Source organism: Bradyrhizobium diversitatis (genome assembly GCF_016031635.1).
GTDB classification, from domain to species: domain Bacteria; phylum Pseudomonadota; class Alphaproteobacteria; order Rhizobiales; family Xanthobacteraceae; genus Bradyrhizobium; species Bradyrhizobium diversitatis.
The window spans coordinates 19,489-45,541 of the sequence record NZ_JACEGD010000005.1 but is presented as its reverse complement, the minus strand read 5'-3'; the positions used below and the strand labels follow the sequence as shown (position 1 = coordinate 45,541).

Sequence of the window (26,053 nt, the reverse complement as noted above, 5' to 3'; positions counted from 1 at the left end):
GCTTCCCTTTTCCAGCGCTTGCCGCTTTCGTTTCGGCCGCTTACACAGTCATGTGAACGTCATATGGTGCTGCTAGCGCAAGCGCTTCTTTAGTGACGGGCAAGGGAGGATTCTTGATGGCTCTTCGACATTTTGGTGCGGCTGCCGCATTTGCACTCACGGTCGGCTTGTCGGCTTCGCCGGCGCTGGCTGTGACCGAAATCCAGTGGTGGCACGCGATGACTGGCGCCAACAACGACGTCATCGTCAAGCTCGCCAACGACTTCAACGCTGCGCAGAGCGACTACAAGGTGATCCCGACCTACAAGGGCAACTACGCCGATACGATGAACGCCGGCATCGCGGCGTTCCGCGCCGGCAACGCGCCGCACATCATGCAAGTGTTCGAGGTCGGCACCGCCACCATGATGGCCGCGACCGGCGCCGTGAAGCCGGTCTACAAGCTGATGGCCGAGACCGGCGAGAAGTTCGATCCGAAGGCCTATCTGCCTGCGATCACCGGCTATTATTCGACCTCGAAGGGCGAGATGCTGTCCTTCCCCTTCAACTCGTCGTCGACCGTGATGTGGGTCAACCTCGACGAGCTGAAGAAGGCGAATGTCGAGATCCCGAAGACCTGGCCTGAGGTGTTCGACGCCGCCAAGAAGCTGAAGGCGGCCGGCCACGCCACCTGCGGCTTCTCCAACTCATGGGTCACCTGGGTCAATCTCGAGCAGCTCTCCGCCTGGCACAACGTGCCGCTGGCGACCAAGGCCAACGGCCTCGACGGCTTCGACACCGTGCTCTCCTTCAACGGACCGCTGCAGGTCAAGCATCTCGAGAATCTGGTCGAGCTCCAGAAGGACAAGACCTACGACTATGCCGGCCGCACCAACACCGGCGAAGGCCGCTTCACCTCGGGCGAATGTCCGCTCTACCTGACCTCGTCGGCGTTCTTCGGCAACGTCAAGGCGCAGGCCAAGTTCGCCTTCACGGCGGTGCCGATGCCTTATTATCCGGACGTCAAGGGCGCGCCGCAGAACTCGATCATCGGCGGCGCCTCGCTCTGGATCATGGGCGGCAAGTCGGCCGACGAGTACAAGGGCGTGGCGAAGTTCCTGACCTTCCTCTCCGATACGGATCGTCAGGTCTACATCCACAAGTCCTCGGGCTATCTGCCGATCACCAAGGCCGCGTATGAGAAGGCCAAGGCGGAAGGCTTCTACAAGGACCAGCCCTATCTCGAGACCCCGCTGCTCGAACTCACCAACAAGGAGCCGACCGAGAACTCCCGCGGCCTGCGCCTCGGCAACATGGTGCAGCTCCGCGACGTCTGGGCCGAAGAGATCGAGCAGGCGCTGGCCGGCAAGAAGACCGCCAAGCAGGCGCTGGATGCGGCCGTCGAGCGCGGCAACACAATGCTGCGCCAGTTCGAAAAGACCGCCGTGAAGTAAGGCGACAAGCGGCAGGCCGGTGAAGCCGGCCTGCCGCTGCTGCGGGCATCATGCAAAAGCAAGCCATTTTCCAATCCAAGCTGTTGCCCTACGCGCTGGTTGCGCCGCAGCTCGCGATCGTCCTGATTTTCTTCTACTGGCCGGCCTTGCAGGCGGTGATCCAGTCCTTCCTGCTCCAGGATGCCTTCGGCCTCTCGACCAGCTTCGTCTGGTTCGAGAACTATATCGACCTGTTCAAGGAGCCCGCCTATTTCGAGGCGATTCTGCGCACCTTCTTCTTCTCGTTCGCGATCGCGGTGTCGTCGCTGTCGTTCGCGCTGCTGCTCGCCGTGATGGCGGACAAGCCGCTGCGCGGCTCGATGCTCTACCGCACGCTGCTGATCTGGCCCTATGCGGTGGCGCCGCCGGTCGTCGGCGTGCTCTGGATCTTCATGCTGCATCCCTCGCTCGGCGTGCTCTCGCGCTATCTTCGCGCCCTCGGCGTCGACTGGAATCCGCTGCTCGACGGCAACCAGGCCGCGACCCTGATCATCCTCGCCGCCGCGTGGAAGCAGATCTCCTACAATTTCCTGTTCTTCCTCGCCGGCCTCCAGAGCATCCCCAGAAGCGTGCTCGAGGCTGCCGCGATCGACGGCGCACGCCCGATGCGGCGGTTCTGGACCGTGACCTTCCCGCTGCTGTCGCCGACCATCTTCTTCCTCCTGGTCGTCAACATCGTCTACGCCTTCTTCGATACGTTCGGCATCATCGACACCATGACCCGGGGCGGCCCCGGCAAGTCGACCGAGACGCTGGTCTACAAGGTCTATACAGACGGCCTGCTCGGTGGAAACCTCGGCAGCTCCGCGGCGCAATCGGTGATCCTGATGTTCATGGTCATCGTGCTGACGGGCATCCAGTTCCGCTTCGTCGAACGCAAGGTGACCTACTGATATGGTCGAGGAAGAAGGCTTTCGGCGCTACATTGCCCACATCATCCTCTGGATCGGGATCGCGATCGTCGCCTTCCCGGTCTATCTCGCCTTCGTCGCCTCGACCCAGGACAACGCGGTGATCGCCAACGGCCAGATGTCGCTGCTACCGGGCGGTCATTTCCTCGAGACCTACTACCAGACCATCTTCGTCGGCACGAGCGGCTCGACCCGCGAGCCGGTCGGCAACATGATGCTGAACTCGCTGGTGATGGCGCTGCTGATCGCCGTCGGCAAGATCGCGATCTCGATCATCTCGGCCTATGCGATCGTCTATTTCCGCTTTCCGTTCCGGATGGCGCTGTTCTGGCTGATCTTCATCACCCTGATGCTGCCGGTCGAGGTGCGCATCTATCCGACTTACAAGATCGTCGCCGATCTGCACATGCTCGACAGCTATGCCGGCCTGTCGCTGCCGCTGATCGCCTCGGCCACCGCGACGCTGCTGTTCCGCCAGTTCTTCATGACGGTGCCGGACGAATTGCTGGAGGCCTCACGCATCGACGGCGCAGGTCCCTTCCGCTTCTTCTGGGATACGCTGCTGCCGCTGTCCCGCACCAACATGGCGGCGCTGTTCGTGATCCTGTTCATCCTCGGCTGGAACCAGTATCTCTGGCCGCTGCTGATCACCACGCGCGACGACATGCAGACCATCCAGATCGGCATCCGCAAGATGATCACCACCACCGACGCGCTGACGGAATGGCCGATCGTGATGGCGACCGCCGTGCTGGCCATGCTGCCGCCGGTGTTCGTCGTCGTCGTCATGCAGAAGTTGTTCGTGCGCGGACTGGTCGAGACGGAAAAGTGAAGATGGCGAATAGTGAGTGGCGAGCAGCGAATGGGGTCGCTGCGTCCGCCTTGCGTACCAACCTGTCCCCATTCGCCACTCCCTATTCGCTATTCCCCGGAAAATCCCATGGCTAACGTCACCCTGCGCAACGTCCGCAAGACCTATCCCGGCGGCTTCGAGGCCATCAAGGGCGTCGACGTCGATGTCGGCGACGGACAGTTCTGCGTGCTGGTCGGGCCTAGCGGCTGCGGCAAGTCCACGCTGCTGCGCATGGTCGCGGGGCTTGAGACGGTCACCGGCGGCGAGATCGACATCGGCGGCCGAATCGTCAACGGAATCGAGCCCGCCGACCGCGACATCGCGATGGTGTTCCAGAACTACGCGCTCTATCCGCATATGAGCGTCTACAACAACATGGCCTATGGCCTGCGCAACCGCGGCATGGCGGAAGCCGACATCAAGACCCGCGTCGATGAGGCCGCGCGCATCCTCGAGCTCACATCGATGCTGGAGCGCAAGCCGCGCCAGCTCTCCGGCGGCCAGCGCCAGCGCGTCGCGATGGGCCGCGCCATCGTGCGCCAGCCCAAGGTGTTCCTGTTCGACGAGCCGCTGTCCAACCTCGATGCCAAGCTGCGCATCGCGATGCGGGTCGAGATCCGCAAACTGCAGCGCCGGCTCAACACGACGTCGATCTACGTCACCCACGACCAGCTCGAGGCGATGACGCTCGCCGACATTCTCGTGGTGATGAATGGCGGCCAGGTCGAGCAGGTCGGCAATCCCCTCGCGATCTACGAGAAGCCGGCGACGACCTTCGTCGCCTCCTTCATCGGCGCGCCGCCGATGAACCTGATGTCGACGCGACCCGAGGAGATCCGGTCGCAGCTCGCCGGCAACGCGGCGGCCGACGCCGGCATTCTCGGCATCCGCCCGGAAGATTTCGTCATCACCGACCAGACCCCGGACGGTGGCGTCGCCTTGCCGCTCACGGTCGAGGCGATCGAGCGCGTCGGCGCCGAAACCTTCGTCTATGGCTCGCGCGAGCAGGAAGAGCAGCGCGTCGCCGCCACGCCCGGCGAGCTGCCGCCCGGCGAGATCATCGTCCGCATTCCCGGAACCGAGGCGCCCGCCATCGGCGCGAAAATCCGCGTCGCGGCGGTGCGCCAAAAGCTGCACCTTTTCAGCAGCGACGGGCGCACGCGGATCGAGGTCTGACCGGCTTCGGCAGGGCTGATCGATTAAAACTGCGAAAACAACCCCATGCACAGTAGAAGGGGGTTTGTTTTCATTGGGAAATTCAGCGGCAGTTTCGTCATGACCGGGCCTGCCCCAGAACCCTCGTTCTGCTGCGAGGAGAGGTCGTGGATGGCCGGGACAGGCCCGGCCATGACGATCATTGAAGCATCCGCGCGCTGTCTGGGGCCTGCGACGGACAGACATCGCCCATCCACAGCCTCCCCGGCTACGTCCTTGAACCCACAAGGGAACATGCCCATATTGCTGATCAAGGGGTGCCTTGACGGGCCCTGAAACACCAAAGTCGCTTCTGCGAGGACTTTGTAAACTATGTCTCGTGTTCCAACGCTCTCCAGTCCCTTTCTGCTGGGCTTCGACGAGATCGAGCGCGTGCTCGACCGCGTCGTCAAAGGCGCCGACGGCTACCCTCCCTACAATATCGAGAGGTGCGGCGGTTCGGACGGCCAGCCCGAGCGTTTGCGCATCACGCTGGCGGTCGCCGGATTCACCCGCGACCAACTCGATGTAACCATTGAGGAAAACCAGCTCGTGATCCGCGGGCGGCAGCAGGACGACAAGACCCGGCAATACATCCATCGCGGCATCGCCGCGCGCCACTTCCAGCGCACCTTCGTGCTGGCGGAGGGGATGCTGGTGCTGGGTGCGGATCTGAAGAACGGGCTGTTGTCGATCGATCTGGCCCGGCCAGAACCGGAGCGGATCGTTAAGACAATCGCTATCAATGAGCACGAATAATGGAACGAGTAGCGGACTCGACCGCTTAGTGTTCCAGAGGAGTCGAGACCATGAGTGAAGGTCACGTTGCGTTCGAATACGAAGCCAAGAACGTCTCTCCGGAGACGCTGGCAACCCTGGGCGAAGGCCATATCGCCTATGTGAAGCAGATCCGTTCCGAGGACGTGCCGGACCTGTTCCCCGAGGCGCCGAAGATTGCGCCGGGCCTCAAGCTGTTCGCACTCCACGCCGCCGACGGCACGCCGATCATGCTGACCGACAGCCGCGAAGCCGCGGTCGCCAACGCCTGGAGCAACGAGCTGCAAGCGGTGAGCGTGCACTAAAGCGCGCGCGTCGCACGAATAGGGTTTCAAGCGGGCATGCCTTCGCAAGAAGGCGTGCCCGTTTTCATTTGAGACGTGATGTTTTCGCGTCGCCATCGGCAGCCAACGGGAATTCCGCGATGTCCCCGCCGCGTGCGGCAGGGCAATCGCATATTAGATGCGGCTATGGGCACCAACTGTGTCCACGGCGTCATGGCCGGGCTTGTCCCGGCCATCCACGCCTTTTCCGCGCAGCACAAAGAACGTGGATGCCCGGGACAAGCCCGGGCATGACGACCTCTGCAAAATTCGAATGCGATTGCCCTGGCGTGCGGTTGGCGCTTGCGCGCACGAGACCGTCATCAATCCGTGATTTGACATTTCTTTCGCCTTTGTCAAATTTGACAAAATGCAGGCCAAGGCCCCTCCCCAGGACCGGATCCTCGACGCCGCCTTGCGCGTGTTCCGGCGCCACGGCTTCCGCCGCTCCTCGATCGAGCAGGCGGCGGAGGAAGCCGGACTGACGCGGCAGGCGCTCTATCATCACTTCGCCTCCAAGGAGGCGCTGTTTCGTGCCGTGCTCGAGCGAATCTACGCGCAGGGGCTCGCCGCCGAAATCGCGGCGGCGAAGGCGGCGGAAGAAGCGGGCCTGGAGCTTGCCGACATCCTGGTCGCCGAGATCGGCGCGCGAATGCAGTCGCTGCTCGCTTCGCTCAAGGACTCGCCCCATACCGAGGAGCTGTTTTCCGAGCATCTCGCGCAGGCGCGCGACCTCTACCAGAACTATTCCAACCGTTTCGCCGACGAGATCGCAACCACGATCGCGCGGGTGTGCCGCAAGCGAAAGCTCAAGCTCGAAAGCGGCGTCAGCGTGCGCGAGCTCGCGCGCTGCGTCGAGATGGCGATCCACGGCACCAAATCCGCTTTCCCTTCCATGCAGCCGGTCGACGCGTTCCTGAAACAGCTCGAGACCATGCTGCACATGCTGATCGCCGGCGCGATGGCGCCGTCCGCAAAGAAGTCCCTTCGCAAAACGGGAGTTCGAACATGACCGCCACGACCATCAATGGACGGCCTCTGGCGCTGCCCGACGATCCGGATGCGCTCTTGATCGACGTGATCCGCGACGGCGGCCTCACCGGCACCAAACTCGTCTGCGGCTCCGGCGTCTGCGGCGCTTGCACCGTGCTGCTCGACGGCACGCCTGTCGTGAGCTGCCTGTTGCCGGCGCAGGCCGCCGCCGACAAATCGCTGACGACCATCGAGGGCGTCGGAGCGGCCGGATTGCATCCGGTGCAGAAGGCGTTCATGGCGCACGACGCCCTGCAATGCGGCTTCTGCACGCCCGGCTTTGTCGTCGAAGCCACCGCTTTCCATGACAGCTGGCGCGCGACCAAGGGCGCGGCGGCACCCTCGCGCGAGGAGATCGCCGCCGCGCTGTCGGGACATCTCTGCCGCTGCGGCGCCTATGAAGGCATCTATCGCGCCGTCGCCGAAGCATGCGCGGGCCGCTTCGACGGCAGCGATCCGATCGCGCCGCGGCTGGAAGCCCGCGACAAGGTGACGGGACTGGCCCGCTACACGGTCGACGTCCACCATGACGGCCAGCTCGAAGGCGTCATCCTGCGCGCGCACGTCGCGCATGCGAGGATCACCGGGCTCGATCTGGCGCCGGCGCGCGCCATGGCCGGCGTCGCCGCGGTCGTTCCGCTGCTCGACGATGACAACATGGTCCGCTTCGTCGGCGCGCCGATTGCAGCCGTCGCGGCCAAGGATCGCCGCACCGCACTGAAGGCAATCGCCGCGATCAGCTTCAAGCCCGAGCCCTTGCCCGCCGTGATTGGGCTCGATGCAGCGCGACGCGACGATGCGCCAGTCGTGTTCGAGAAGAAGGACCGCAAGCGTGCCGGCAACGTATCCGAGGGCGCCGGCGGCGCTCCGGTGTCGTGGAAGGGCAATGTGCGCGGGCCTTCGGCGCCGTTCTCGCAAAAAGCCAAGCAGGCCAAGAGCTGGCTCGACGAGGCGCGGGCGCAACGCAATCCGCTGCTGGTCGAGGAAACCTTCCGCGTCTCGACGCAACAGCACGCAAGCCTCGAACCACATGCCGCCGTGGCCAGGTTCGATGGTGATCAGCTCACAGTGCACATCTCGACCCAGGCCATTCACGAGAACATGGAGAAGATCGCCAAGCGTTATGGCCTTCCGCACGACAAGGTGCGTGTGATCGCCGATCATGTCGGCGGCGGGTTCGGCTCCAAGGGCAGCGTTGGGCTGGAGACCATCGCCGCGATCGAGCTTGCGCGCGCCGCGAAGGCGCCGGTACGTGTCGCCTTCGATCGTGACGAGGAGCTTTCCGTCGCCGGCTATCGTCCGGCCGCCGAGCTGAAGCTGTCCTTGCTGCCTTCGGCGGAAGGCCGCCTCAAGGCGCTGTCGCTCACCGCCCATGCCGACACCGGCGCCGCCGTGAACTCGCTGATCGCGGGCCTCGCGCGGCTGATCTATCCGGCCGAAGCAAAGGAGCTCGTCGACTTCGACGTGCTCAGCAATTTGCCGCCCGGCGCGCCGTTCCGCGGCCCCGGCGGGCCGCCGATGTCGTTTGCGCTGGAGCAGGCGGTCGACGAAGCGGCGCTGCGCATGAAGGTCGATCCGATTCAGCTGCGCAAGCTCTGGGACCCCGATCCCAATCGCCAGCGACTGTACGACTGGGCTGCCGGCCTCGACGTCTGGAAGAGCCGCAAGCCGGCCTCCTCTCAGACCGGCCGCTACCGGCGCGGCGTCGGCGTCGCCACCGGCTACTGGCTCTATCTCTGGCAGACCGGCTCCTCGGTCGAACTCGCGGTCAAGGGCGGCCGTATCGTCGCAAGCTGCGCGGTACAGGATATCGGCACGGGGACGCGCAGCGTGATCGCGAACACCGTCGCGAAGGCGTTCGATCTCGAGCCGCAGGATGTCGAAGTTCGCATCGGCCGCTCCAACCTGCCGCCCGGACCGGGCTCCGGCGGCAGCCGTGTCACCGCTTCGGTGGTGCCGCCGACCTTGCTCGCCATCGACAGACTGAAAGCGGAGATCAAGCGCACCGCGTCTCGCACACCTGCTCCGGGCTCGAACGCGCCGTGGCGCGAGATGATCGCGGCTTCCCCTGATATCACCGTGTCGGCGAGGCGCCAGGAGGACGGCAAGCCGCCGCCCGGCGTCAGGCCCGCGCTGCACGAGGCGGGCATCATGGGCCGGGTGTTCGGGTGGGTGCTCCGTCTGATGAACCACATGGTGGTTGGCGCCGGCGTGCCGAGCTCGGTGCAGGTGATGGAAGTCGAGGTCGACACCTGGCTCGGCCATGTGCGCGTGCTCAACGCCTACACGGGCCTCGCGGTCGGCAAGCTCGCCGCGCCGATGCTGGCGCGAAGCCAGGCTGCAGGCGCGGTGATCCAGGGCATCGGCTACGCGCTCTATGAGGCGCGGGAGACCGATCCTTTGAGCGGCCACATCCTGAGCGGCAGCATGGAGGATTACCGCATTCCGGGAATTGCCGACATGCCGAAACTGGACGTGCATTTCGATGAGGCCGGTTTCGAGCACGTGCCGGGCGGTAGCGTCGGCATCGGCGAAGTCGCCACCGTGCCGACCTCGCCCGCGATCGCCAACGCCATCCGCGATGCGATCGGCGTGAGACTGACCGAAATTCCGTTCCGGCCCGATCGTCTGGTGGCCGCGCTGAAAGGGAGGGATGCAGCATGAGTATCGCCGTCATGTCAGCCAAGCCCACGCCTGAATTCCGCGCCGGCGGCACCGATTTCAGCGAACGCCGCCGCAGCGGCGTGTCGCAGGGCATGCTGATCGATATCGCGGCCACCGGCGACAAGACGATCACCTGGGGCGCCGACGGAGCAGCCCAGATCGGCGCGCTGACCACCATCGCCACGATCGCGACCGACGCGCGCATCGCCACTGCCTATCCCGGCATTGCGGCGAGCGCGCAAGGCCTCGCCACGCCGCAGGTGCGCCACGTTGCAACGCTCGGCGGCAATCTCGCCCAGCGTTCACGCTGCTGGTATTTCCGCCGGGCCGACATCGATTGCCTGAAGAAAGGCGGCAACACCTGCCCTGCCCGGTCCGGCAATCATCTCTATGGCGTTGCCTTCGATCTCGGCGACTGCGTCGCGCCGCATCCCTCGACCATGGCGGCGGCTCTGCTCGCCTATGATGCGACCATCACCACGGACCGGCGTAGCGGACTGACAATTGCCGGCCTGCTCGGCGACGGCTCGGTCTCGCACGCCGATCATACACTCGCAGCCGGCGAGATGATCACGAGCATTGCGCTTCCTGCTCCGCTCGAGGGCGAGCGCGCTTCCTACAAGCGCGCGATCAGCCGGACCTATGCGGAATGGCCGCTGGTGGAGCTCTGCGCTCGCGTCGTGATCGCCGGCGGCAAGTTCCAGCTCGTGCGTCTCGCTGCCGGCGGCGTCGCGCCCGTGCCGCTTCGCCTCACCGCCGTGGAAGCCCAGCTCAGCGGCAAGATTGCCAATGCGGCATCGATCGCAGAGGCGGCGACAGCGGCGAGCTCGGGTGCCAAACCACTGCCGATGACGGCCTACAAGCTCGATCTTCTGCAAGGGCTGGTGCGCGACGTGCTGGAGCGGCTTTCGGACTAGCTGGTATTTGCGCGTAACGTTTTCCGCCCCGTCATTGCGAGGAGCCCGTGACAAAATTGCGGAGCAATTTTGCACTGGTGCGACGAAGCAATCCAGGCTGCTTCCGCGGAGGGAGTCTGGATTGCTTCGCTGCGCTCGCAATGACGGAGTGCGATGCTGCAGCGTGCTCAACTCCCATGTCCCGGACGCGCTGCAATGCTCCATAGCGCGTCAAAGACGCGCGTAAACGCGCTTACGGCGTTGCAGCGCAGAGCAGGACCCAGGAAGCCGGGAACTCGCGAAAGCTTCCTGCCTCACCGCCGCGCCGGAATCAGCGCCCGCAGGATCTCCGGCTTCCAGGTCTGGCGCGCGCTGTCGAAGGCCGCGAAATCGTGGTCGAACTGCCAGTAGGCCCAGGCCCAGCCAAGCCGTTCCGCATGTCGTGCCATGAAGGACAGATATCTGGTGCGGGCTTCGGCTGGGGCGGCCTCGTACACGCCGAACTCGCCGAGATAGATCGGGCGCTTTTCCCGTTCCGACCAGATGCGCATCTTCTCGAAATCGGCGCGCGCCTTTGCTTCGTCCTCCGGCGTGCCCCAATCGAGCGGCCCCACCCGCGAAAACGTTTCGGACCACGGGGCGCCCTGATGGGTGAAGCGTAACGGGGCGTAATAGTGAAACGTCACGATCAGGTTTCTGTCATCCGACGGCAGGGACAGGTCCTCGACCGGCATCTCGTCGACGTTGAGAACGGCGGCAATGACGGTCCGCGTGGGGTTGGTGGCGCGGATGATACCGAGACACTCGTTCAAAAGCGCGTTCCAGGCGGTGGACGTCATCTGCCCGCCCGGCTCATTGAGGACCTCGAAGACGAGCTTCGGATATTTTCCGGCGTAGCGCGCGGCGATCTGCGTCCAGAACGCTTTCAGCTTCCCGGTGCACTCGGAGACGTCGCGCTGGCAGACATGGGTATCGTGCTCGTCCAGGATGGGGATGAGCTTTCGGGCGAGCACCTCCTCGATGACCGCATCAAGCCGCCTCAACACCGTTTCATCCAGCAGATTCCCCGGGCCCATGAACTTGAAGCCGAAGAAATTGATGCGAACGTGCGAGAACCCGGCGCGCCTGATCGCAGTGAGGTTATCCAGCCGAAATGGCGCGTTCCGGCCTCCCTCCCAGATGCCGTCGTAACCGAGGATGTTGATGCCGCGTCCCAATTTCGAGGGGGACGGTGCGGTGCCCTGGCCGGCTGCGTCAGCCCGGGATCCGATTGCGAGGACGGCGATCGCCAGAGCCAGACCGAACGCCAGCCGCCAGCGAGCGCAGATCGCCTTCATCCGTTCCTCCTTCATCACTGCAGGGATTGCTGTGGCACCGGCCTGCACACCGCAAAGAAGAATGCGACCAGAAGAACCGACGTGAACATCGTCGAGCGGAGGAACATCGTCTCCGTGAAATTCGATTGGAAACTCAGGACGACGAATCCGATGATGAGGGCGCAATGGCCGCGATCGATCGACCGGGTGGAGATCAAATACTGGACCTTCTCCGAGAACAGATAGACGCTCGCGACGAACAGCACGTATCCCAGGAATCCCGTTTCGATCGCCACCGCGATGTAACCGCTGTGATAATTGTCGAGCACCCAGCCATGGTTCTGGTTGAAATAGTCGTAAATCGCAGGACGCGTCCAGAATCCGTTGATGCCGAAGCCCAGCAGCGGCGCATCGTTGAAATGGCTGATGGCGTACTGCCAAATGAACGTCCGCTCGGTCAAATTGATCGTCGTTTCGCCGAGATGGATGGAATCGTACCCCGTCACGTAGAAATACAGGATCAGCAGGGCGGCCAGGATGCACATGATGAACGGCAGCACCGCGTAGGCTCTCATGCAGCGGATCGACCACATCGAGGTAAAGAGCAGTGCTCCGGCGGCAACGGCAACGGCACCGGCGCCACGCGATTCCGAGGCGATGACGCACGTCGATGCCAACAGGAACATCGAGAGGAAGGCGATCCATCCCTGCCCCGTCATCTTCCGATAGCAGGCAAAGAACATCAGGTATGCGCTGATGAAGCCGAGCGTCTGCTTCGATTCATAGATTCCCTGCCACTGGCCATTGTGCATCCAGCTCTGGTCGACGCCGATCTCGGGCACGAACACCGCGCACAAGGCCGAGGCCGCGACCAGTATGAAGAGCCCCAGCGCCGTCGACCCGACGATCTCGTCGATGTCGATCCGCGTGACGAGGCAGTACGCACCGAAAGTCGTCACCGCGAGTGCCGCGCTCTTCATGAACGCCGCGCCGGCGAGGCTGGTCCAGAGAACGGAAACGACGGCAAGAGCATAGAATGCGACCAGCGCGATGAGATCGGGATTGCACTGCACGCGCACGCGCGGACGTACGAAGGCACTGGCGTAGATCAGGATGATCCACATCAAGAGCGCTACGGCCTGTTGCACATAGCTCCACTCTGCGCGAAGCAGCGCGGGATTGAAGACGCCCATCGACGCGATCACGTTGACGGTGATCGAAATGCGGATCACGTTTCTGGCAAGCGTTTCCACGCCGACCCCGCGCGCTTTCCAGATCGCGCTGTCGTATGCCTCGGAATCCGCCACGGTGTGCAGGCTGGCCATGAGCGACCTTCCCGAGGCACGGTTAATAATTGCTTACCGCGCAGCGCGACCGCGTTCGCGGACGGGGTTGCCTCGGGCGTTGGGTTTCAGTTTCAACCGGGGCGGCTGACCCAGCACGCCCGGGAGCGCGCCCTAAGCCGCGGTCGCCGGCGGCAGGGCCAGCACCGAATAGATCGCCTCGGCGTCGCGCGAGGCGCGGAGCTTCTTGGCGATGTCCTGGTCGCGGAGCAGGCGGGCGATGCGGGCGAGCGCCTTGAGGTGATCGGCGCCGGCGCCTTCGGGGGCGAGCAGCAGGAAGACGAGATCGACCGGCTGACCGTCCATCGCCTCGAAATCGATCGGGCGGTCGAGGCGCGCGAACAGGCCGAAGATCTTTTCCAGCTTGGGCAGCTTGCCGTGCGGAATGGCGACGCCGTAGCCGACTGCGGTGGTGCCGAGCTTCTCCCGCTGCAGCAGCACCTCGAACACCGCGCGCTCGTTCTGCCCGGTCAGCTCGGCGGCCTTGGCTGCGAGCTCCTGCAAGGCCTGCTTCTTGCTGTTGACCTTCAATGCCGGGAGAATCGCCTCGGGTGCGACCAGATCGGTAATCGGCATGGAGGGTTTCCGAGGTGAATTAAACCGTCAGGTTCCGATTTGGCCAACTTGATAGACCAAGCTGAGCCGGCGTCAATAACATGAAGCAGGAGGCGCACTTAGCCCCGGTCGAGATGTGGGGGGCTTCTACTCCAACGCAATCCCGGTGCCAACTCCCGCGTGTGGCTTTGCCACCGTCAATGTTAAGGGCCGGAATGGTACGGTCCCCGAATCCGGGCCTAGCCCTGCGACTGGCCGTCCACTTTCGTTCCCGGCGGGTCAATCCAGCCCACATTGCCGTCCGCCCGGCGGTAAATGATGTTTACCCGGCCTGACGAGCCATGCTGGAATACCATGCAAGGCGCCCCGCTGAGGTCGAGTTCCATGACCGCTTCGCTGACCGAGAGCCGCTTCAGCGCCGTGGTTTGCTCCGCGATAATGACCGGACTATAGCCGGTGACTTCCTCTTCGCCCTCTCCGGGCGCTTCCAGCACGTAAGCCGTGGCGTCGAGCGCAGCCATCGCTTCGGAGGCGACATGGGCCTTGCGCGCAGAGCGGTCCTTGAGCCGGTTCTTGTAGCGCCGCAGCCGCTTCTCGATCATCAGCAGCGCCTGGTCGGCGCTGGCATAGGCATCCGGCGCGTTCGAATCGGCCTCCAGCGTGATTCCCGAATCGAGATGCAGGGCGCAATCGGTACGGAAACCGAAACCGTCCTTGCTCAGCGTGATGTGGCCGGAATAGTTGCCGTCGAAATACTTGCGCAGCACCTCGTCGGTGCGGTCGGCGACGCGGCCGCGCAGGGCCTCGCCGACGCTGATGCTCTTTCCCGAAATCCGGAGAGTCATTGGATGCCTCGCTTGGTTTGTCGCCCCAGTTGCGATGACGAATCATCGCAGCTGAAGTCGCTCCCGACGCACGATCGACGCGCAAACGTGTTCCGCGTATGTCGCGAGGAGAACCGCTGCACATCTTGCCGGATCATGCGCATGCCTGGATCGGTCTCGCAGGGAAGACGAGAGTAGCGCGATTTCGCGCCAGCGCAATCAGGCCGGCTCGGTGTTGCGGGAGCGATCGGACAATGCGGTGGAGAGAACGTTACCAAGGGCGCTCTGCTTGTCGCGGCGGCGTTGCACCGAGGAGGGTATGCGCATGGCTTCGCGGTACTTCGCGACCGTGCGGCGGGCAATATCAATGCCCGAGGCGCGCAAGCGTTCCACGATGGTGTCATCCGACAGGATCGCGGAGGGCTCCTCCGAATCGATCAGCTGCTTGATGTGGTGACGCACGGCTTCGGCCGAATGCGCCTCGCCGCCGTCGGCCGAGGCGATCGAGGCCGTGAAGAAATATTTCAGCTCGAATGTGCCGCGATTGGTCGCCATGTACTTGTTGGCGGTGACGCGCGACACCGTGGATTCATGCATCTGGATGGCATCGGCGACGGCCTTCAGATTGAGCGGCCGCAGGTGCGCCACGCCATGGGTGAAGAAGCCGTCCTGCTGGCGCACGATCTCGGTTGCAACTTTCAGGATGGTGCGGGCGCGCTGGTCGAGCGCGCGCACGAGCCAGGTCGCGTTCTGAAGCGCGTCCGTGAAATAGGACTTGTCGCCGTCCTTGCCGACCTTCTTCGACAGCTCGGAATAGTAGGTCTGGTTGACCAGCACACGCGGCAAGGTGTCGCTGTTGAGCTCGACATGCCAGCCGCCGTCGGGACCCGGACGGACATAGACATCGGGCACCATGGTCTGCAGGCGCGCCGAGCCGAACTTCATGCCGGGCTTGGGATTGAGGCGGCGGATCTCGCCGATCATGTCGGCGATGTCCTCGTCGTCGACGCCGCAGATCTTGCGCAAGGCAACGATGTCGCGCTTGGCAAGCAGATCGAGATGCTCGACCAGGGCCTGCATCGCGGGGTCGTAGCGGTCGAGCTCGCGGAGCTGGATCGCCAGGCATTCGCTCAGATTGCGCGCGCAGACGCCGGGCGGATCGAATTTCTGCAGCACGGCGAGGACGCCTTCGACGTCGGCTTGCGATGCGCCGAGACGCTCGGCGGCCTGGCCGAGATCGGCCGGCAGATAGCCGGCCTCGTCGACGAGGTCGATCAGGTACTGGCCGATCATGCGCAGGGCGGGTGCGGCGAAGGCGACCGCGAGCTGCTCGGCGAGATGGTCGGACAACGTCGTCTCGGCCGCGACAAAAGCTTCGAGATTGTAGTCTTCGGTCCCAGAGGCACCGCCGCCCCATTCGGTATAGGTGGTCGGCGCGGCGTCCTGGGCGTTGCGCGCCGCGGCCTCGGCGGGCTCCTCGGAGAAGACGTTGTCCAGGCCCGTATCCAGGGTCTGCTCGATCTCGGCGCGGGTGCCGAGATCCTTGCTCATCCATTCTTCCTGGCCTGGCTCGAAACCCTCGGCGCCGCCGCCGAAGCCGTCCTCGCCCTGACCATCGCCTCGACCGTCGGAATCGCCGTAACTCCCGGCCTCGGCCGGTGCCTCTCCCGCCAGGCCCTCGTCACTGGCCCGTTCCAGCAGCGGATTGCGCTCGAGCTCCTCTTCCACGAACGTCGTGAGATCGAGATTGGACAATTGCAGCAGCTTGATCGCCTGCATCAGCTGCGGCGTCATGACCAGCGACTGCGACTGCCGGAACTCTAGTCTCTGCGTGAGCGCCATGAAGCAAGAACCGTTCCCAAAAATTGGTCCGATTTTTGCTTATCTTAGTCCGAGCCCGATGTACACGTCTTGACGAAACGCAAAAAAGGGCTAGAGGCGGAATTCCTCGCCAAGGTAAAGGCGGCGCACGTCCGGATCGGCAACGATCTCATCCGGGGTTCCCTCGGTCAAGATTTCCCCGGCATAGACGATATAGGCACGATCGGTGAGGCCGAGCGTCTCGCGGACATTGTGGTCGGTGATCAGCACGCCGATGCCGCGATTGGTGAGATGGCGAACGAGGTCCTGGATGTCGCCGACCGCGATCGGGTCGATGCCGGCGAAGGGCTCGTCGAGCAGCATGTAGTTCGGCCGCGTCGCCAGCGCGCGCGCGATCTCGACGCGGCGGCGCTCGCCGCCGGACAGCGCGATCGACGGCGATTTGCGCAGGCGCGTGATGTTGAATTCGTCGAGCAGCGAATCGAGCTGCTGCTCGCGCTTCTTGCGCGAGGGCTCGACCACTTCGAGCACGGCGCGAATGTTCTGCTCGACGGTGAGGCCGCGGAAGATCGAGGCCTCCTGCGGCAGATAGCCGATGCCGAGCCGCGCGCGCTGATACATCGGGAGCTTCGTCACGTCGTGGCCGTCGAGCTCGATCGCGCCGCGGTCGGCCTTGATCAGGCCGGTGATCATGTAGAATACGGTGGTCTTGCCGGCGCCGTTCGGCCCGAGCAGGCCGACCGCTTCGCCCCGGCGCACATAGATGCTGACGCCGCGCACCACCTGGCGGCTGCCGAAACTCTTTTCCACGCTATGCACAGCCAGGAAGCCGGGCCGCTTCAGCAGCTGAGGGCCGCCCGCGCCGTTGGAGCTCGCGGCGGCCCTGACCGGGTGAACGGCCTGCGAACGCGGCGGCTCGACTTGATAGCCGGCCCGATAGTCATCCCGGAACTGGTCCGGCGCGCGCATCGGCTGGTCACGGGCGACCGGCTGCGCGTCCCTGATGGGACTGGTCACGAGGCCGCCGACGCTGTCACCGAGCGCTGTGATGTCCTGACGCGCAAATCCTGGCCGGCCGCGCTTGGCGGGGCGCCGACGGAACATGCTGAAGAGATCGACCATCCCGCCTTCTAGCCTTTTCGCGACGATCCTGCGCGAATTCGCGTGATCTGCCGCACCGGCCTTTCAATTCGCCGAGGCAGCATGAGTGAAGGGATGTCTCATGCCCAGTGAAACACGCCCGAAAAGCGGCGGATCCCGCTTCGAAAGCCCTGCGCGCTAGATACAGCCTCGCCGGGCAAGCTTCAACCTCGGATCGCGAGGATCGGAGACAAGTGATTGAATTTACTTTTGTTTACTTGCGCCGGGCAATTGCAAAGGCGGTCCCGCGCCGGGTTTGGCCCCTTGTCCCGCTTGTCCCCCTTGGCCGCAATCATTGCTGCCGCCCTGCGGCAGCAGCGCCTGCACGCGGCCGTTGTCGGATTCGACACGGGACACGCCGGTCGTCATGTCGACCATCAGGCGGTCGCCGCGCAGCACGTTCTTGCACTGGGTCAGTACTACCTGGCCGCCCGCGCCGCCGAGCATGGTGATGAGGTTGGTCCTGGTGTCGAACACGGCGGTCTCGCCTGTTACCACCTGGTCCTTCTGGGTGACCACGACATTGCCGCGCGCCTCCAGCCGCTTGATCGAGGAGCTACCGCCCGGACCCGGCGTCGCCGACTGCATCGGGGCCGATTTCGTGCCCTTCGGCGCAGGCTGTGGCGCGGCGGGCTTGTCGCCCGAGTCATAAAACACAACCAGCGTCTTCGAGGTCATGGTGGTGTCGCCCTGCACGACCTTCACGTTGCCGGCAAAGGTCGCCTCCTTCTTCTTGTCGCGCATCTCCAGGGAGGCGGCTTCGATCTGGATCGGCTGATCGCGGTTCTGCGAAAAACCCTGCATCGCGTTGGGCACGCCTTGCATCGTGCTCTGTGCAAAGGCCGCACCCGTGACGAGGAGCGCGAGACCGACGGCGAGCGCGGCCTTGCTGGCGACAGCGTCGCGCGGAAAACAGTTCATCATGAAAATCATCTTGAATTGGCAGACTTGTTCTGAGGCGTACGCGTCTTCGCAGGCGGCGCCGGCTCGGGCGGCGCAGGCTGGGCAGCGGGCTGCTCGTCCAGCTTGTCCAGGTGCATCACCACATTGCCCTCGAAGCGGATGACGTCACCACCTTCGGTAATTCGCAAGCGATCGGCGCTGAGCGTGCCATTGGTCAGCGTGACGTCGACGCGCTCGTCCGAGGAGACCGTGCCCTTGCCCATGTCGACGAAGGCCGAGTTCAGCCGCGCCTCGTAGCCGGTCGAGGTGCGCAGGAAGATGTCCTTGTGCAGCTCGAGCTGCTGCTGCTTGTTGTCGAAGCGGCCGGTGCGGGCATCGAGGAAAAGCGTCGATCGATCCTCCATCAGTACCTTCGCGCGCAGGTCCGACAGATCGACATGATCGGGGTCGGTGATGTCCTGCGTCGCGGTCTTGGCCCAGAGCTCGTAGGGCCGCTGGTCCGGCGTGAAACCGGCCAGATGCGGCGATTCCATCGTGATCTTGGTGCCCGACACCACCATGTTTCCGGAATCGAGCGGCAGCTTCGGCATCAGCATGCGGAACGGATTGAAGATCGAGACGCCGACGATGGCGGCCATGGACAACAGCACCGCACCCGGAACCGCGATGCGCAGAATCCGCACCAGGCGGCTGTGGCGCGCCGCGCTGGCGAACTTCGCCGCAAGCGCGGCGTCGTAGGTGGGATTCTGGGCCGAATTCACCTGGGCTCCTGAAGTCCTGGGCTCCTGAAATATCGCTCGCCTCGTCCGGTCGACGGGCGTCCCCATTGTATCCGGCGCCGCCCAAATATGCAGCCGGCGACAGGCCGTTACGAAAGTGTCCGAAACGGGGCGGCAACCTCAGGGTAACCGCCGCAGGGGGCCTCAGGAATGCGCGAAAATGTCCTCTTCCGCCCAGCCCTGGAGGTCCAGCAAGGCGCGGGTCGGCAGGAAGTCGAAACAGGCCTGCGCCAGCTGGCTGCGGCCTTCACGGACCAGCATGGCATCGAGCCGTTCGCGCAAGGCGTGCAGATGCAGCACGTCGGAGGCGGCGTAGGCGAGCTGCGGCTCGGTCAGGCTGTCGGAACCCCAGTCGCTGGATTGCTGCTGCTTGGAGAGGTCGATGTTGAGCACCTCGCGCACGAGGTCCTTGAGGCCATGGCGGTCGGTATAGGTGCGGGTCAGGCGGGAGGCGATCTTGGTGCAGTAGATCGGCCCGGTCATGACGCCGAAGGTCTGGTACAGCACCGCGATGTCGAACCGCGCGAAGTGGAAGATCTTGGTGACGGCCGGATTGGCCAGGAGCGCCTTCAGGTTCGGCGCATCGGTGTGTCCCCTGGGGATCTGCACCACGTCGGCGCTGCCGTCGCCGGGCGAGAGCTGCACCACGCAGAGCCGGTCGCGGTGCGGGTTCAGCCCCATGGTCTCGGTGTCGATCGCCACCGCCCCGGTGTAGCGGGACAGGTCGGGCAAGTCGCCGCGGTGCAGACGTACGGTCATGGCGTGTCAAAACCTCGGGTCGAATCGGTGCGTCGATATCATAGGCTAAACGGATGGACCGCGATGTAGCCACTGGCGAGAGGTCACGCAAGCGGCGGCGGTGACCTGACGGCCGGTCAGATCGCGGCGATGGCGTGCAGGTCGGCGATCCCTTAAGGCGGGATTGGAGGGATCGGCTGGTCCTGCACTCTCGTGCATGCTGAGCTCGCGGAAGCGCTTGATCAGTCGCGACCCAATCAAGGTGATTCACACCCCACGGCGCGCGAAATGATGGGCCGCCGCTCTTTCCGGCAGACCAGGTTTTCAGGCCGGCCCGCTGCAATTCGCCCCGGCACACCCTATCTGTTGCCGGCCCCTCCGCCCTCGCCCGCTCACGACGAATGAAGTGCCTATGACCGAACCGACGCTCGCCGCGCCGATCGACGACCAAGGGAAACGCCAGCGCGGCTTCTCGCGCTACCAGGCGCTCCTCATCGCGCTGCTGACGTTCACGCAGTTCACGATCATTCTCGACTTCATCATCATGTCGCCGCTCGGCGCCATCCTGATGCCCTCGCTCGGCATCACGGCGGGGCAGTTCGGCATCGCGGTGTCGGCCTACGCGTTCAGTGCGGGATTATCTGGCATTCTCGCCGCCGGCTTCGCCGATCGGTTCGATCGCAAGCGGCTGCTGCTGTTCTTCTATGTCGGCTTCACGCTCGGTACTGCGCTCTGCGCGGCCGCGCAGACCTACCATGTGCTGCTGCTCGGCCGGATCGTGACCGGATTGTTCGGCGGCGTGATCGGCGCGGTGGTGCTCGCCATCGTCACCGACCTGTTTCCGCTGCACCTGCGCGGCCGCGTCATGGGCTTCCTCCAGACGGCGTTCGCCGCGAGCCAGGTGCTCGGCATTCCGGCCGGACTGTTTCTCGCCAATCACTGGAATTGGCATGTCTGCTTCGCGGCGATCGTCGTGGTGTCGATCGCAGCGATCGCAATCATCGCCCTCGTGATGGAGCCGGTCGATGCGCATCTGAAGCTGAAGCAGGACAAGAACCCGTTCCACCATCTGATCGCGACGATCGGTCAGCCACGCTATACGCTCGCCTTCGCCGTCACGACGCTACTGGCGACGGGCGGCTACATGCTGATGCCGTTCTCCAGCGCCTTCACCGTGCACAATCTCGGCATCGACATCACGCATCTGCCGACGATCTATCTCGTCTCCGGCCTGTTCAGCATCGTCACGGGACCGCTGGTCGGACGGGCCAGCGATGCGTTCGGCAAATATCCGACCTTCGTGTTCGGCTGCGCGATGACCGTGGTCATGGTGCTGATCTACACACATCTCGGCCACGTCTCGCTCGCGACCGCGATCCTCGTCAACGTCCTGATGTTCGTCGGCATCTTCTCGCGGATGATCCCGTCGCAGGCGCTGATGTCGGCGATCCCCGACGCGAGCCAGCGCGGCTCGTTCAGCGCGGTCAGCGCCTCGCTGCAGCAGCTCTCCGGCGGCCTCGGCTCGGTGCTCGCCGGCGCGATCATCGCGCAGGCGCCCGACGGCTCGCTGATTCATTTCGACCGGATCGGCTACGTCGTGGTCGCGACGACGATCGTCACGCTGGTGATGATGTATTTTGTGCAGAAGGCGGTGGCGGAGCGGGCGGGGAAGCAGGTGGTGTGAAGGGCACCTTGCCGCAGCAGCAGCCCGGCTCGTCAATCAGCCGCCGCCGAACTTGGATGGATCGTCATAGGCGGGAGGGTCGTCGTGGTCGGTCCGCAGACCGCCGGGAACGGAGTCGTCGCGATAGATGCGCACGCCATTCGGAGTGACATAGACCGGAGCCGTGGCCTGGCCCGGCCGAACGATGACAGGTCGCAACTTGTGATGCCCTCTTGCGGCGGCGTTCGCAGAAGCACACGCACCGATCAAGAGGCACAAGCCCAAAGCACACGATCCCAAGCCACAGCGCATTGCACTTTCTCGGCTCATGGCCCCGATGCCAACGCAACACTCTGAAAGGGCTTATCTATCTGGATTTATTTGCGATCCAGAATCGTATGGTGCCCAGGAAAGGATTGTCGTCCAATCCCAGCAACGCTAGCTAGATCAAAGGCTTAGAGCCACACCGGATTGAAGCTTTGTACCAGCTAAATGTATCATCGTCCATCGATACGTGTGATGCGCGATTGCGCTTGTGGTCCAAAAAAAGGCTGCGAGGGCCGTGAGGCACCGGCGCTGAGTCCTGGCACCGCCAAGCAACCGCTTTGCGGCTTGCGGATGCCTACAGCCCGGTCCGGAAGAAGGACGCGCCGCTATGCCGCCGTGTGAAGTTTGAGCTCACGGGCGGGATGCCTTCTCTGCCACGTCTCAATCAGAAACAATGCTACGGTGCTCGCCGAATGTATCGCGAGGCTTGCAATCCTGCGATCAATTCTCGTGTAGCCCCGCTCCCTGCCGTGGGCATCGCCTCCATGGGTCCGAAGAGAGCCGATGCCCTCGATGACGGTCGCAAGCCCGTTCAGGATTTTCCGTACATCGTCGGCAATCAGCGGATCGAGGTCGTCGCGGTCGGTGCCCAGCCCCAATGGCTTGCGTACCGCAGCAAACAGCCCCTTGATGTCTTTCTTCTCGGGCAGGCCGAGGCCGAGCTCAATCAGGATCGAGCGGCACACGCTTTCAACGGTCGAGCATGCCGCCGTAACCGCGTCCTCGGGGTCCTTGTCCGCGCTGGCCAGCGCCCGCTCGATGTCCCGCGTGACGGTATCGAAGTTTAGGACCTGAGCAGCGTTTGACAGCGAACCGAGAACAGGGGGATTTGCCCCCGACTCGATTCTCGCTACGAGCTGGTAGAACTGCTTCTGTGTGTCTTCAGGCAGGAGCTGAGCAGCATCCCGCACGGCGACCGTCCCGCTGCGGTAGTCGTAAAGCTTTCGTAGCGCCTTGCCGACAAGGTAGCCGTCCTCAACGTCGATGAACCCGCGCAGCAGATTGGCCTTGGACGAGCCGCGGACGTGATACTTATCGTCGTAGATGTTGATCCCGAATTCGTCCTCGAAAAACTCCGAAAAGGTCCTGTTCGAGAAATCGAGGACATAGCCGCCCTCCATCCCGAATACCTGATCGATCTGACGCATTTCGGAACGCTTGATAGTGACCATCTCGCTAACCGTCTGACCCGCCGAGACAGTGCTGTGCCGCCAACGCCATGATGAATCGCCTGTCCCACGATTGTATCATAGCGCTCTGACCTTCGAAGGGGGAGGAGCCCGGTTGAGCGTACCTGCCCCGGCAACCGACTCCGGCAGAAAGCTGTTTAAAGGTAAGCCTTCGCGTGGGGCATACTGGGGGCGGCCATGGTCTACGTGGCGAGGCTTGCGGCCGGCACCACGATGGCTCCCCCGACAGCCTCGCCGTGAGTTCGCGCCGGTAGCGAGCCGTCCGGCACATTGATCTTGCAGCCATTGCAGGCCGCAGAGGCCCCGCCGGGCAGCTCGGCAAGAGACGCAAACAGAAGAACGGGCGCGATGGTCGGAGTGCTCAAGCGCTTCATTGCCAGTTTCATCTGCTCGACTGTCGCGGCACCGCACCAGAGTCCGCCCGCGTAGGCCGCGGATCGTTTTCTGCTCATCCGAACTCCCGTCAATTCCGACGTATTAGACTTTAGCTGCAAAGGATAAATGAGTCCATTATTCCTCCTTGTCAAAGACCACGGTTTGTGAGACTGAAAGGACAGTTCTTATCATTCTTCCTTTGAGGAGATGCTCGCATGGACCCGATCTACACCAAGCGGTTTCAAGAGTTTGGCCAAGCTTACGAGGATTTCGAAGCGGACGACGTTGCGGCACTCATCATCCGCACAGGTGAACGTCTCGAAGCTCTCTGCCTGAATCCCGAGGCGGTCAAAAAAGCGATGATTTGCCTGCATGGCGCCCTAGGTTTGTCAGACCGGGCATCGGATCGTATGCCCGAAGTCTCATGGAAGACTCTTTGGGAAGAAACCACTCCCATTGAACTCCTTGACTTGCCGCTGTCCCAGAAGCTCACGAGCCTCAACGCTTACGCCTTTTTTGGGCTTTCGCCCATCGACGGAGGGCCCTGCACGCTCGCAGACATTAAGAACCTCATCGAAGCAGTGAGTACTGCAGTCACGCCGAGTAAGCCCGAAGGTACAGAGACCGCAGAAATCGATCGAACACTGTTGGCGGCCAAAGCTCGCTTCGGTCTCGACGAAGGAACAGGACTGCTGCCGGATGAACTAGCTGCGCTGGTGCGGCTCGGTCAAAAAAGCATGCGCAATGCGCTCACACCATCGAGCGGCTCCGGCCTGGAAGTGAAGGACGGGAGGATCACTGCAGCCAGTGCGCTGACATGGCTTAACGCCCGAGGTGATTTCAAGTCCTCCATTTGGCATCAGTCATCAGCGGACGTGTTTTCGTCGTCGAATAATGAACCTGCGCTGGAGGGAGAACTCCTATGGGTTCCCTTCGCCAGTGATCAAACGGAGTTCGATCCGGCGAAGTGTCAACGCAATGGCAAGTACACACTCGGACCTAAGGGATCTGAGACGACTTTCACCGACTATCGCCAAGCTTTGGACGCGCTCGCTCGGATGAAGCCGACTGCTTATTGGAGGCGCCCAAATTCCGCTGGCAACTGGGGCATCGTGACCGCAGCCGGCTTTCGACCTCGATCCGCTCAGGAACTTGGGCTCGCCGCGACCCAAGGTGCCACGCGATGAACCTCAGCCATCACTCTGAAGTACGGCTCCGACAACGAGCTATCCCACCTTTCATGGTGGAACTACTCGAACGCTTCGGCTCAGAGATGAGGTGCGGCGGAGCCGATAGGTACTTCTTCGACAAGGCGGCAGTCAGACGGCTCGAACATCACTTTGGCGATCGTCGCTCACTCCAAAAGGTCGAACCGTGGCTAAACGTCTACATCGTGGTCGGGGACAACGGTCGGTTGGTCACAGCAGCTCGTCGCACTCGACGTTTCAACCGACCCTAATAAAAACGAATTGGAGAACTGCCCATGGACTTGAACAATGTAAGTCTCTTCGATCGTTACGCTTCGGCGATCGGCAGCGCGACACCGCGTGAGTTGGCGGAAGGAGACCTGCTCCAAAAACTCACCCTGGCGCGTGACGGATTGCTGACCACTTGCTACGCGCCGTTTGACTTCGTCGCTCTTGACGCGCGGCTCGTCGTGGTTGGAATTACTCCTGGTCGAACACAGGCGGTAAACGCACTCGTGGCGGCGTCTGCGGCTCTAACGGCTGGCAAGGAAAAGAGCGAAGCCTCTCGGCTCGCCAAGCAGACCAGCAGCTTCAGTGGATCCATGCGGACAGGTCTAGTCTCAATGCTCGACCATATCGGCTTAGCTCCCTTGCTTGGTGCGGTATCATGCGCTGAGATCTTTGATCCCTCATGCGGGTTGGTTCATTTCACCTCCGCTTTGCGTTACCCGGTCTTCGTCGGCGAATCGAACTACAACGGTAACCCCGACATGCTGAAAACGCCGTTACTCAAATCGATGATCGACAAGTACTTGGTAGAAGAAGCACGGTCCTTGCGCGAAGCAGTATGGCTTCCACTCGGCCCCCAAGCGGCTCGAGCTCTAGAATATCTGTCTGGACGAGGGCTGTTGGACCGGAAGCAAGTTTTGAGTGGGCTGCCGCATCCTAGTGGGGCAAACGCTGAGCGGATCTCTTATTTTTTGGGACGCAAGAGCCGGGAATCCTTATCATCCAAGACAAACGCCAGCACATTGGACGCCGCCCTCGAGAAGCTTCGCTTTCAGGTGGATGCTCTCTCAGCGTGACGTTCGTCCGAGAACAAGGGAGGCGACTTCCGCCCCTTTTCTTTGAGCTCGCATTGCTTTTTACCGAGCCAACGCGCTGGGCAAACGCCGGGCAGACTGGGGAATGTAGGCTGGGGCGTGACGTACCGCCATCACGCCCTGCGCAAGTTTGGATTTGTTGGTCGATCTTTCAGTATACCTTCGCGCTTTCGGCCGGCCTTGTCGATGTAGGGCACCCATAAGTCGACATCCTCTTGGATCCAGACCGTGCCATCCTGGACATGGCAGATTGCAGCCCAGCCGTCGTCCCGGAACAGTTCGATAGCCTCGGATGCTCGGACGCCTTTGTGAAATGACCTCAAGAGATCGTCTTGCAGATCGGTCAGGAATGCCTCTGGCAAGCCGACTGCCACTAGGAATTCCGACCAGCAAGGTCCATTGTTCTCATGCAGGAAGTTGGAGCTCATCGTTCCCCACATCCAAAGAGTCGCCGACTTCGTGAATTTTTTAGATCGAACCCATTTGTCGAGAGAGCGCTCGACATTTCTGCGCCACTTTCCGTCAAATTTAGGAGGAAGAAGGTCGATTCCCACCTCTACTCCATACGCGGCAGTTCGTTCTTTCCAGACGAGATCGGGGAATTGCAGTGTTTTCGCCATAGAGCCCTCCCTGAAGTGCATCCGTAGATATTATTGGTCTTGAGCGC

25 protein-coding genes are annotated in these 26,053 nt (G+C 63.0%); 12 read left to right on the top strand and 13 right to left on the bottom strand.

All coding sequences use genetic code 11. From position 1 onward, the window contains the following. The first annotated feature begins 116 nt into the window (after positions 1-116). The 9 genes from ugpB to H1B27_RS05615 all read left to right on the top strand — a co-directional run bounded on the left by ugpB (position 117) and on the right by H1B27_RS05615 (position 10,143). Positions 117-1,433, top strand: a complete 1,317-nt coding sequence (gene ugpB, locus H1B27_RS05655) for a sn-glycerol-3-phosphate ABC transporter substrate-binding protein UgpB (RefSeq protein WP_061879963.1) — start codon at positions 117-119, stop codon at positions 1,431-1,433. Positions 1,434-1,483: 50 nt separating this feature from the next. Continuing rightward, a complete protein-coding gene (gene ugpA, locus H1B27_RS05650; protein ID WP_061879964.1) occupies positions 1,484-2,365 on the top strand; it encodes a sn-glycerol-3-phosphate ABC transporter permease UgpA in 882 nt (293 codons plus the stop codon). Between the two features lies 1 nt (position 2,366). Further along, complete coding sequence (gene ugpE / locus H1B27_RS05645; protein WP_061879965.1) at positions 2,367-3,215, top strand: sn-glycerol-3-phosphate ABC transporter permease UgpE; 849 nt, start codon at positions 2,367-2,369, stop codon at positions 3,213-3,215. Positions 3,216-3,323: 108 nt separating this feature from the next. Next, positions 3,324-4,412: a sn-glycerol-3-phosphate import ATP-binding protein UgpC gene (locus H1B27_RS05640; RefSeq protein WP_061879966.1), complete on the top strand. Its 1,089-nt coding sequence runs from the start codon at positions 3,324-3,326 to the stop codon at positions 4,410-4,412. A gap of 351 nt (positions 4,413-4,763) precedes the next feature. Then, the gene (locus tag H1B27_RS05635; RefSeq protein WP_035704151.1) at positions 4,764-5,189 is read left to right on the top strand and encodes an Hsp20 family protein; all 426 of its coding nucleotides are present in this window, start codon (positions 4,764-4,766) and stop codon (positions 5,187-5,189) included. Positions 5,190-5,239: 50 nt separating this feature from the next. Further along, complete coding sequence (locus H1B27_RS05630; RefSeq protein WP_018645064.1) at positions 5,240-5,512, top strand: BQ00720 family protein; 273 nt, start codon at positions 5,240-5,242, stop codon at positions 5,510-5,512. Between the two features lie 388 nt (positions 5,513-5,900). Further along, a complete protein-coding gene (locus H1B27_RS05625; RefSeq protein WP_197965310.1) occupies positions 5,901-6,542 on the top strand; it encodes a TetR/AcrR family transcriptional regulator in 642 nt (213 codons plus the stop codon). Further along, on the top strand, positions 6,539-9,226 hold the full coding sequence (locus H1B27_RS05620; RefSeq protein WP_197965309.1) for a molybdopterin-dependent oxidoreductase: 2,688 nt from the start codon (positions 6,539-6,541) through the stop codon (positions 9,224-9,226). Before H1B27_RS05625 ends, H1B27_RS05620 begins: the two co-directional genes overlap by 4 nt. After that, positions 9,223-10,143 carry an FAD binding domain-containing protein gene (locus tag H1B27_RS05615; RefSeq protein ID WP_197965308.1) on the top strand — a complete coding sequence of 307 codons (921 nt, stop codon included), beginning with the start codon at positions 9,223-9,225 and terminating at the stop codon, positions 10,141-10,143. Before H1B27_RS05620 ends, H1B27_RS05615 begins: the two co-directional genes overlap by 4 nt. A 293-nt stretch (positions 10,144-10,436) precedes the next feature. Here H1B27_RS05615 and H1B27_RS05610 read toward each other — a convergent pair whose 3' ends face one another. The 9 genes from H1B27_RS05610 to H1B27_RS05570 all read right to left on the bottom strand — a co-directional run bounded on the left by H1B27_RS05610 (position 10,437) and on the right by H1B27_RS05570 (position 19,562). Next, positions 10,437-11,459, bottom strand: coding sequence for a glycoside hydrolase family 5 protein (locus H1B27_RS05610; RefSeq protein WP_197965307.1), 1,023 nt, complete (start codon positions 11,457-11,459; stop codon positions 10,437-10,439). Between the two features lie 14 nt (positions 11,460-11,473). Beyond that, a complete protein-coding gene (locus H1B27_RS05605) occupies positions 11,474-12,763 on the bottom strand; it encodes an O-antigen ligase family protein (protein WP_197965306.1) in 1,290 nt (429 codons plus the stop codon). A gap of 132 nt (positions 12,764-12,895) precedes the next feature. Continuing rightward, positions 12,896-13,357 carry a PTS IIA-like nitrogen regulatory protein PtsN gene (gene ptsN / locus H1B27_RS05600; RefSeq protein WP_061879972.1) on the bottom strand — a complete coding sequence of 154 codons (462 nt, stop codon included), beginning with the start codon at positions 13,355-13,357 and terminating at the stop codon, positions 12,896-12,898. A 218-nt stretch (positions 13,358-13,575) separates the two neighbouring features. Further along, entirely contained in the window at positions 13,576-14,181 is a 606-nt protein-coding gene (hpf, locus tag H1B27_RS05595) for a ribosome hibernation-promoting factor, HPF/YfiA family (RefSeq protein WP_061879973.1), read from the bottom strand. Between the two features lie 198 nt (positions 14,182-14,379). Next, positions 14,380-16,002: an RNA polymerase factor sigma-54 gene (gene rpoN, locus H1B27_RS05590; RefSeq protein ID WP_197965305.1), complete on the bottom strand. Its 1,623-nt coding sequence runs from the start codon at positions 16,000-16,002 to the stop codon at positions 14,380-14,382. A gap of 90 nt (positions 16,003-16,092) precedes the next feature. Next, positions 16,093-17,103, bottom strand: a complete 1,011-nt coding sequence (gene lptB / locus H1B27_RS05585) for an LPS export ABC transporter ATP-binding protein (protein ID WP_061879975.1) — start codon at positions 17,101-17,103, stop codon at positions 16,093-16,095. A 222-nt stretch (positions 17,104-17,325) separates the two neighbouring features. After that, on the bottom strand, positions 17,326-18,054 hold the full coding sequence (locus tag H1B27_RS05580; protein ID WP_197965304.1) for an LptA/OstA family protein: 729 nt from the start codon (positions 18,052-18,054) through the stop codon (positions 17,326-17,328). Continuing rightward, on the bottom strand, positions 18,051-18,785 hold the full coding sequence (lptC, locus tag H1B27_RS05575) for an LPS export ABC transporter periplasmic protein LptC (protein WP_061879977.1): 735 nt from the start codon (positions 18,783-18,785) through the stop codon (positions 18,051-18,053). Before lptC ends, H1B27_RS05580 begins: the two co-directional genes overlap by 4 nt. 162 nt (positions 18,786-18,947) lie before the next feature. Then, on the bottom strand, positions 18,948-19,562 hold the full coding sequence (locus H1B27_RS05570) for a ribonuclease D (RefSeq protein ID WP_194390615.1): 615 nt from the start codon (positions 19,560-19,562) through the stop codon (positions 18,948-18,950). Between the two features lie 391 nt (positions 19,563-19,953). Here H1B27_RS05570 and H1B27_RS05565 point away from each other — a divergent pair, with 391 nt between their 5' ends. After that, entirely contained in the window at positions 19,954-21,225 is a 1,272-nt protein-coding gene (locus tag H1B27_RS05565; RefSeq protein ID WP_197965303.1) for an MFS transporter, read from the top strand. A gap of 36 nt (positions 21,226-21,261) precedes the next feature. Here H1B27_RS05565 and H1B27_RS39970 read toward each other — a convergent pair whose 3' ends face one another. From H1B27_RS39970 to H1B27_RS05550, 3 genes are all read right to left on the bottom strand, one after another. Further along, on the bottom strand, positions 21,262-21,423 hold the full coding sequence (locus tag H1B27_RS39970) for a hypothetical protein (RefSeq protein WP_245312054.1): 162 nt from the start codon (positions 21,421-21,423) through the stop codon (positions 21,262-21,264). A gap of 434 nt (positions 21,424-21,857) precedes the next feature. Next, on the bottom strand, positions 21,858-22,703 hold the full coding sequence (locus tag H1B27_RS05555; RefSeq protein ID WP_197965302.1) for an abortive infection family protein: 846 nt from the start codon (positions 22,701-22,703) through the stop codon (positions 21,858-21,860). Between the two features lie 200 nt (positions 22,704-22,903). Further along, a complete protein-coding gene (locus tag H1B27_RS05550; RefSeq protein ID WP_197965301.1) occupies positions 22,904-23,173 on the bottom strand; it encodes a hypothetical protein in 270 nt (89 codons plus the stop codon). A 138-nt stretch (positions 23,174-23,311) separates the two neighbouring features. Here H1B27_RS05550 and H1B27_RS05545 point away from each other — a divergent pair, with 138 nt between their 5' ends. Together H1B27_RS05545 and H1B27_RS05540 are read left to right on the top strand one after the other, a co-directional pair. After that, positions 23,312-24,283: a hypothetical protein gene (locus H1B27_RS05545; protein ID WP_197965300.1), complete on the top strand. Its 972-nt coding sequence runs from the start codon at positions 23,312-23,314 to the stop codon at positions 24,281-24,283. 296 nt (positions 24,284-24,579) lie between these two features. Continuing rightward, positions 24,580-25,368 carry a hypothetical protein gene (locus tag H1B27_RS05540; RefSeq protein WP_197965299.1) on the top strand — a complete coding sequence of 263 codons (789 nt, stop codon included), beginning with the start codon at positions 24,580-24,582 and terminating at the stop codon, positions 25,366-25,368. A gap of 131 nt (positions 25,369-25,499) precedes the next feature. On the opposite strand, the gene H1B27_RS05535 is transcribed toward H1B27_RS05540, so the two are convergent. Then, positions 25,500-26,006 (bottom strand): hypothetical protein, encoded by a 507-nt coding sequence (locus tag H1B27_RS05535; RefSeq protein ID WP_197965298.1) that lies wholly within the window; start codon positions 26,004-26,006, stop codon positions 25,500-25,502. Between the last annotated feature and the right edge of the window lie 47 nt (positions 26,007-26,053).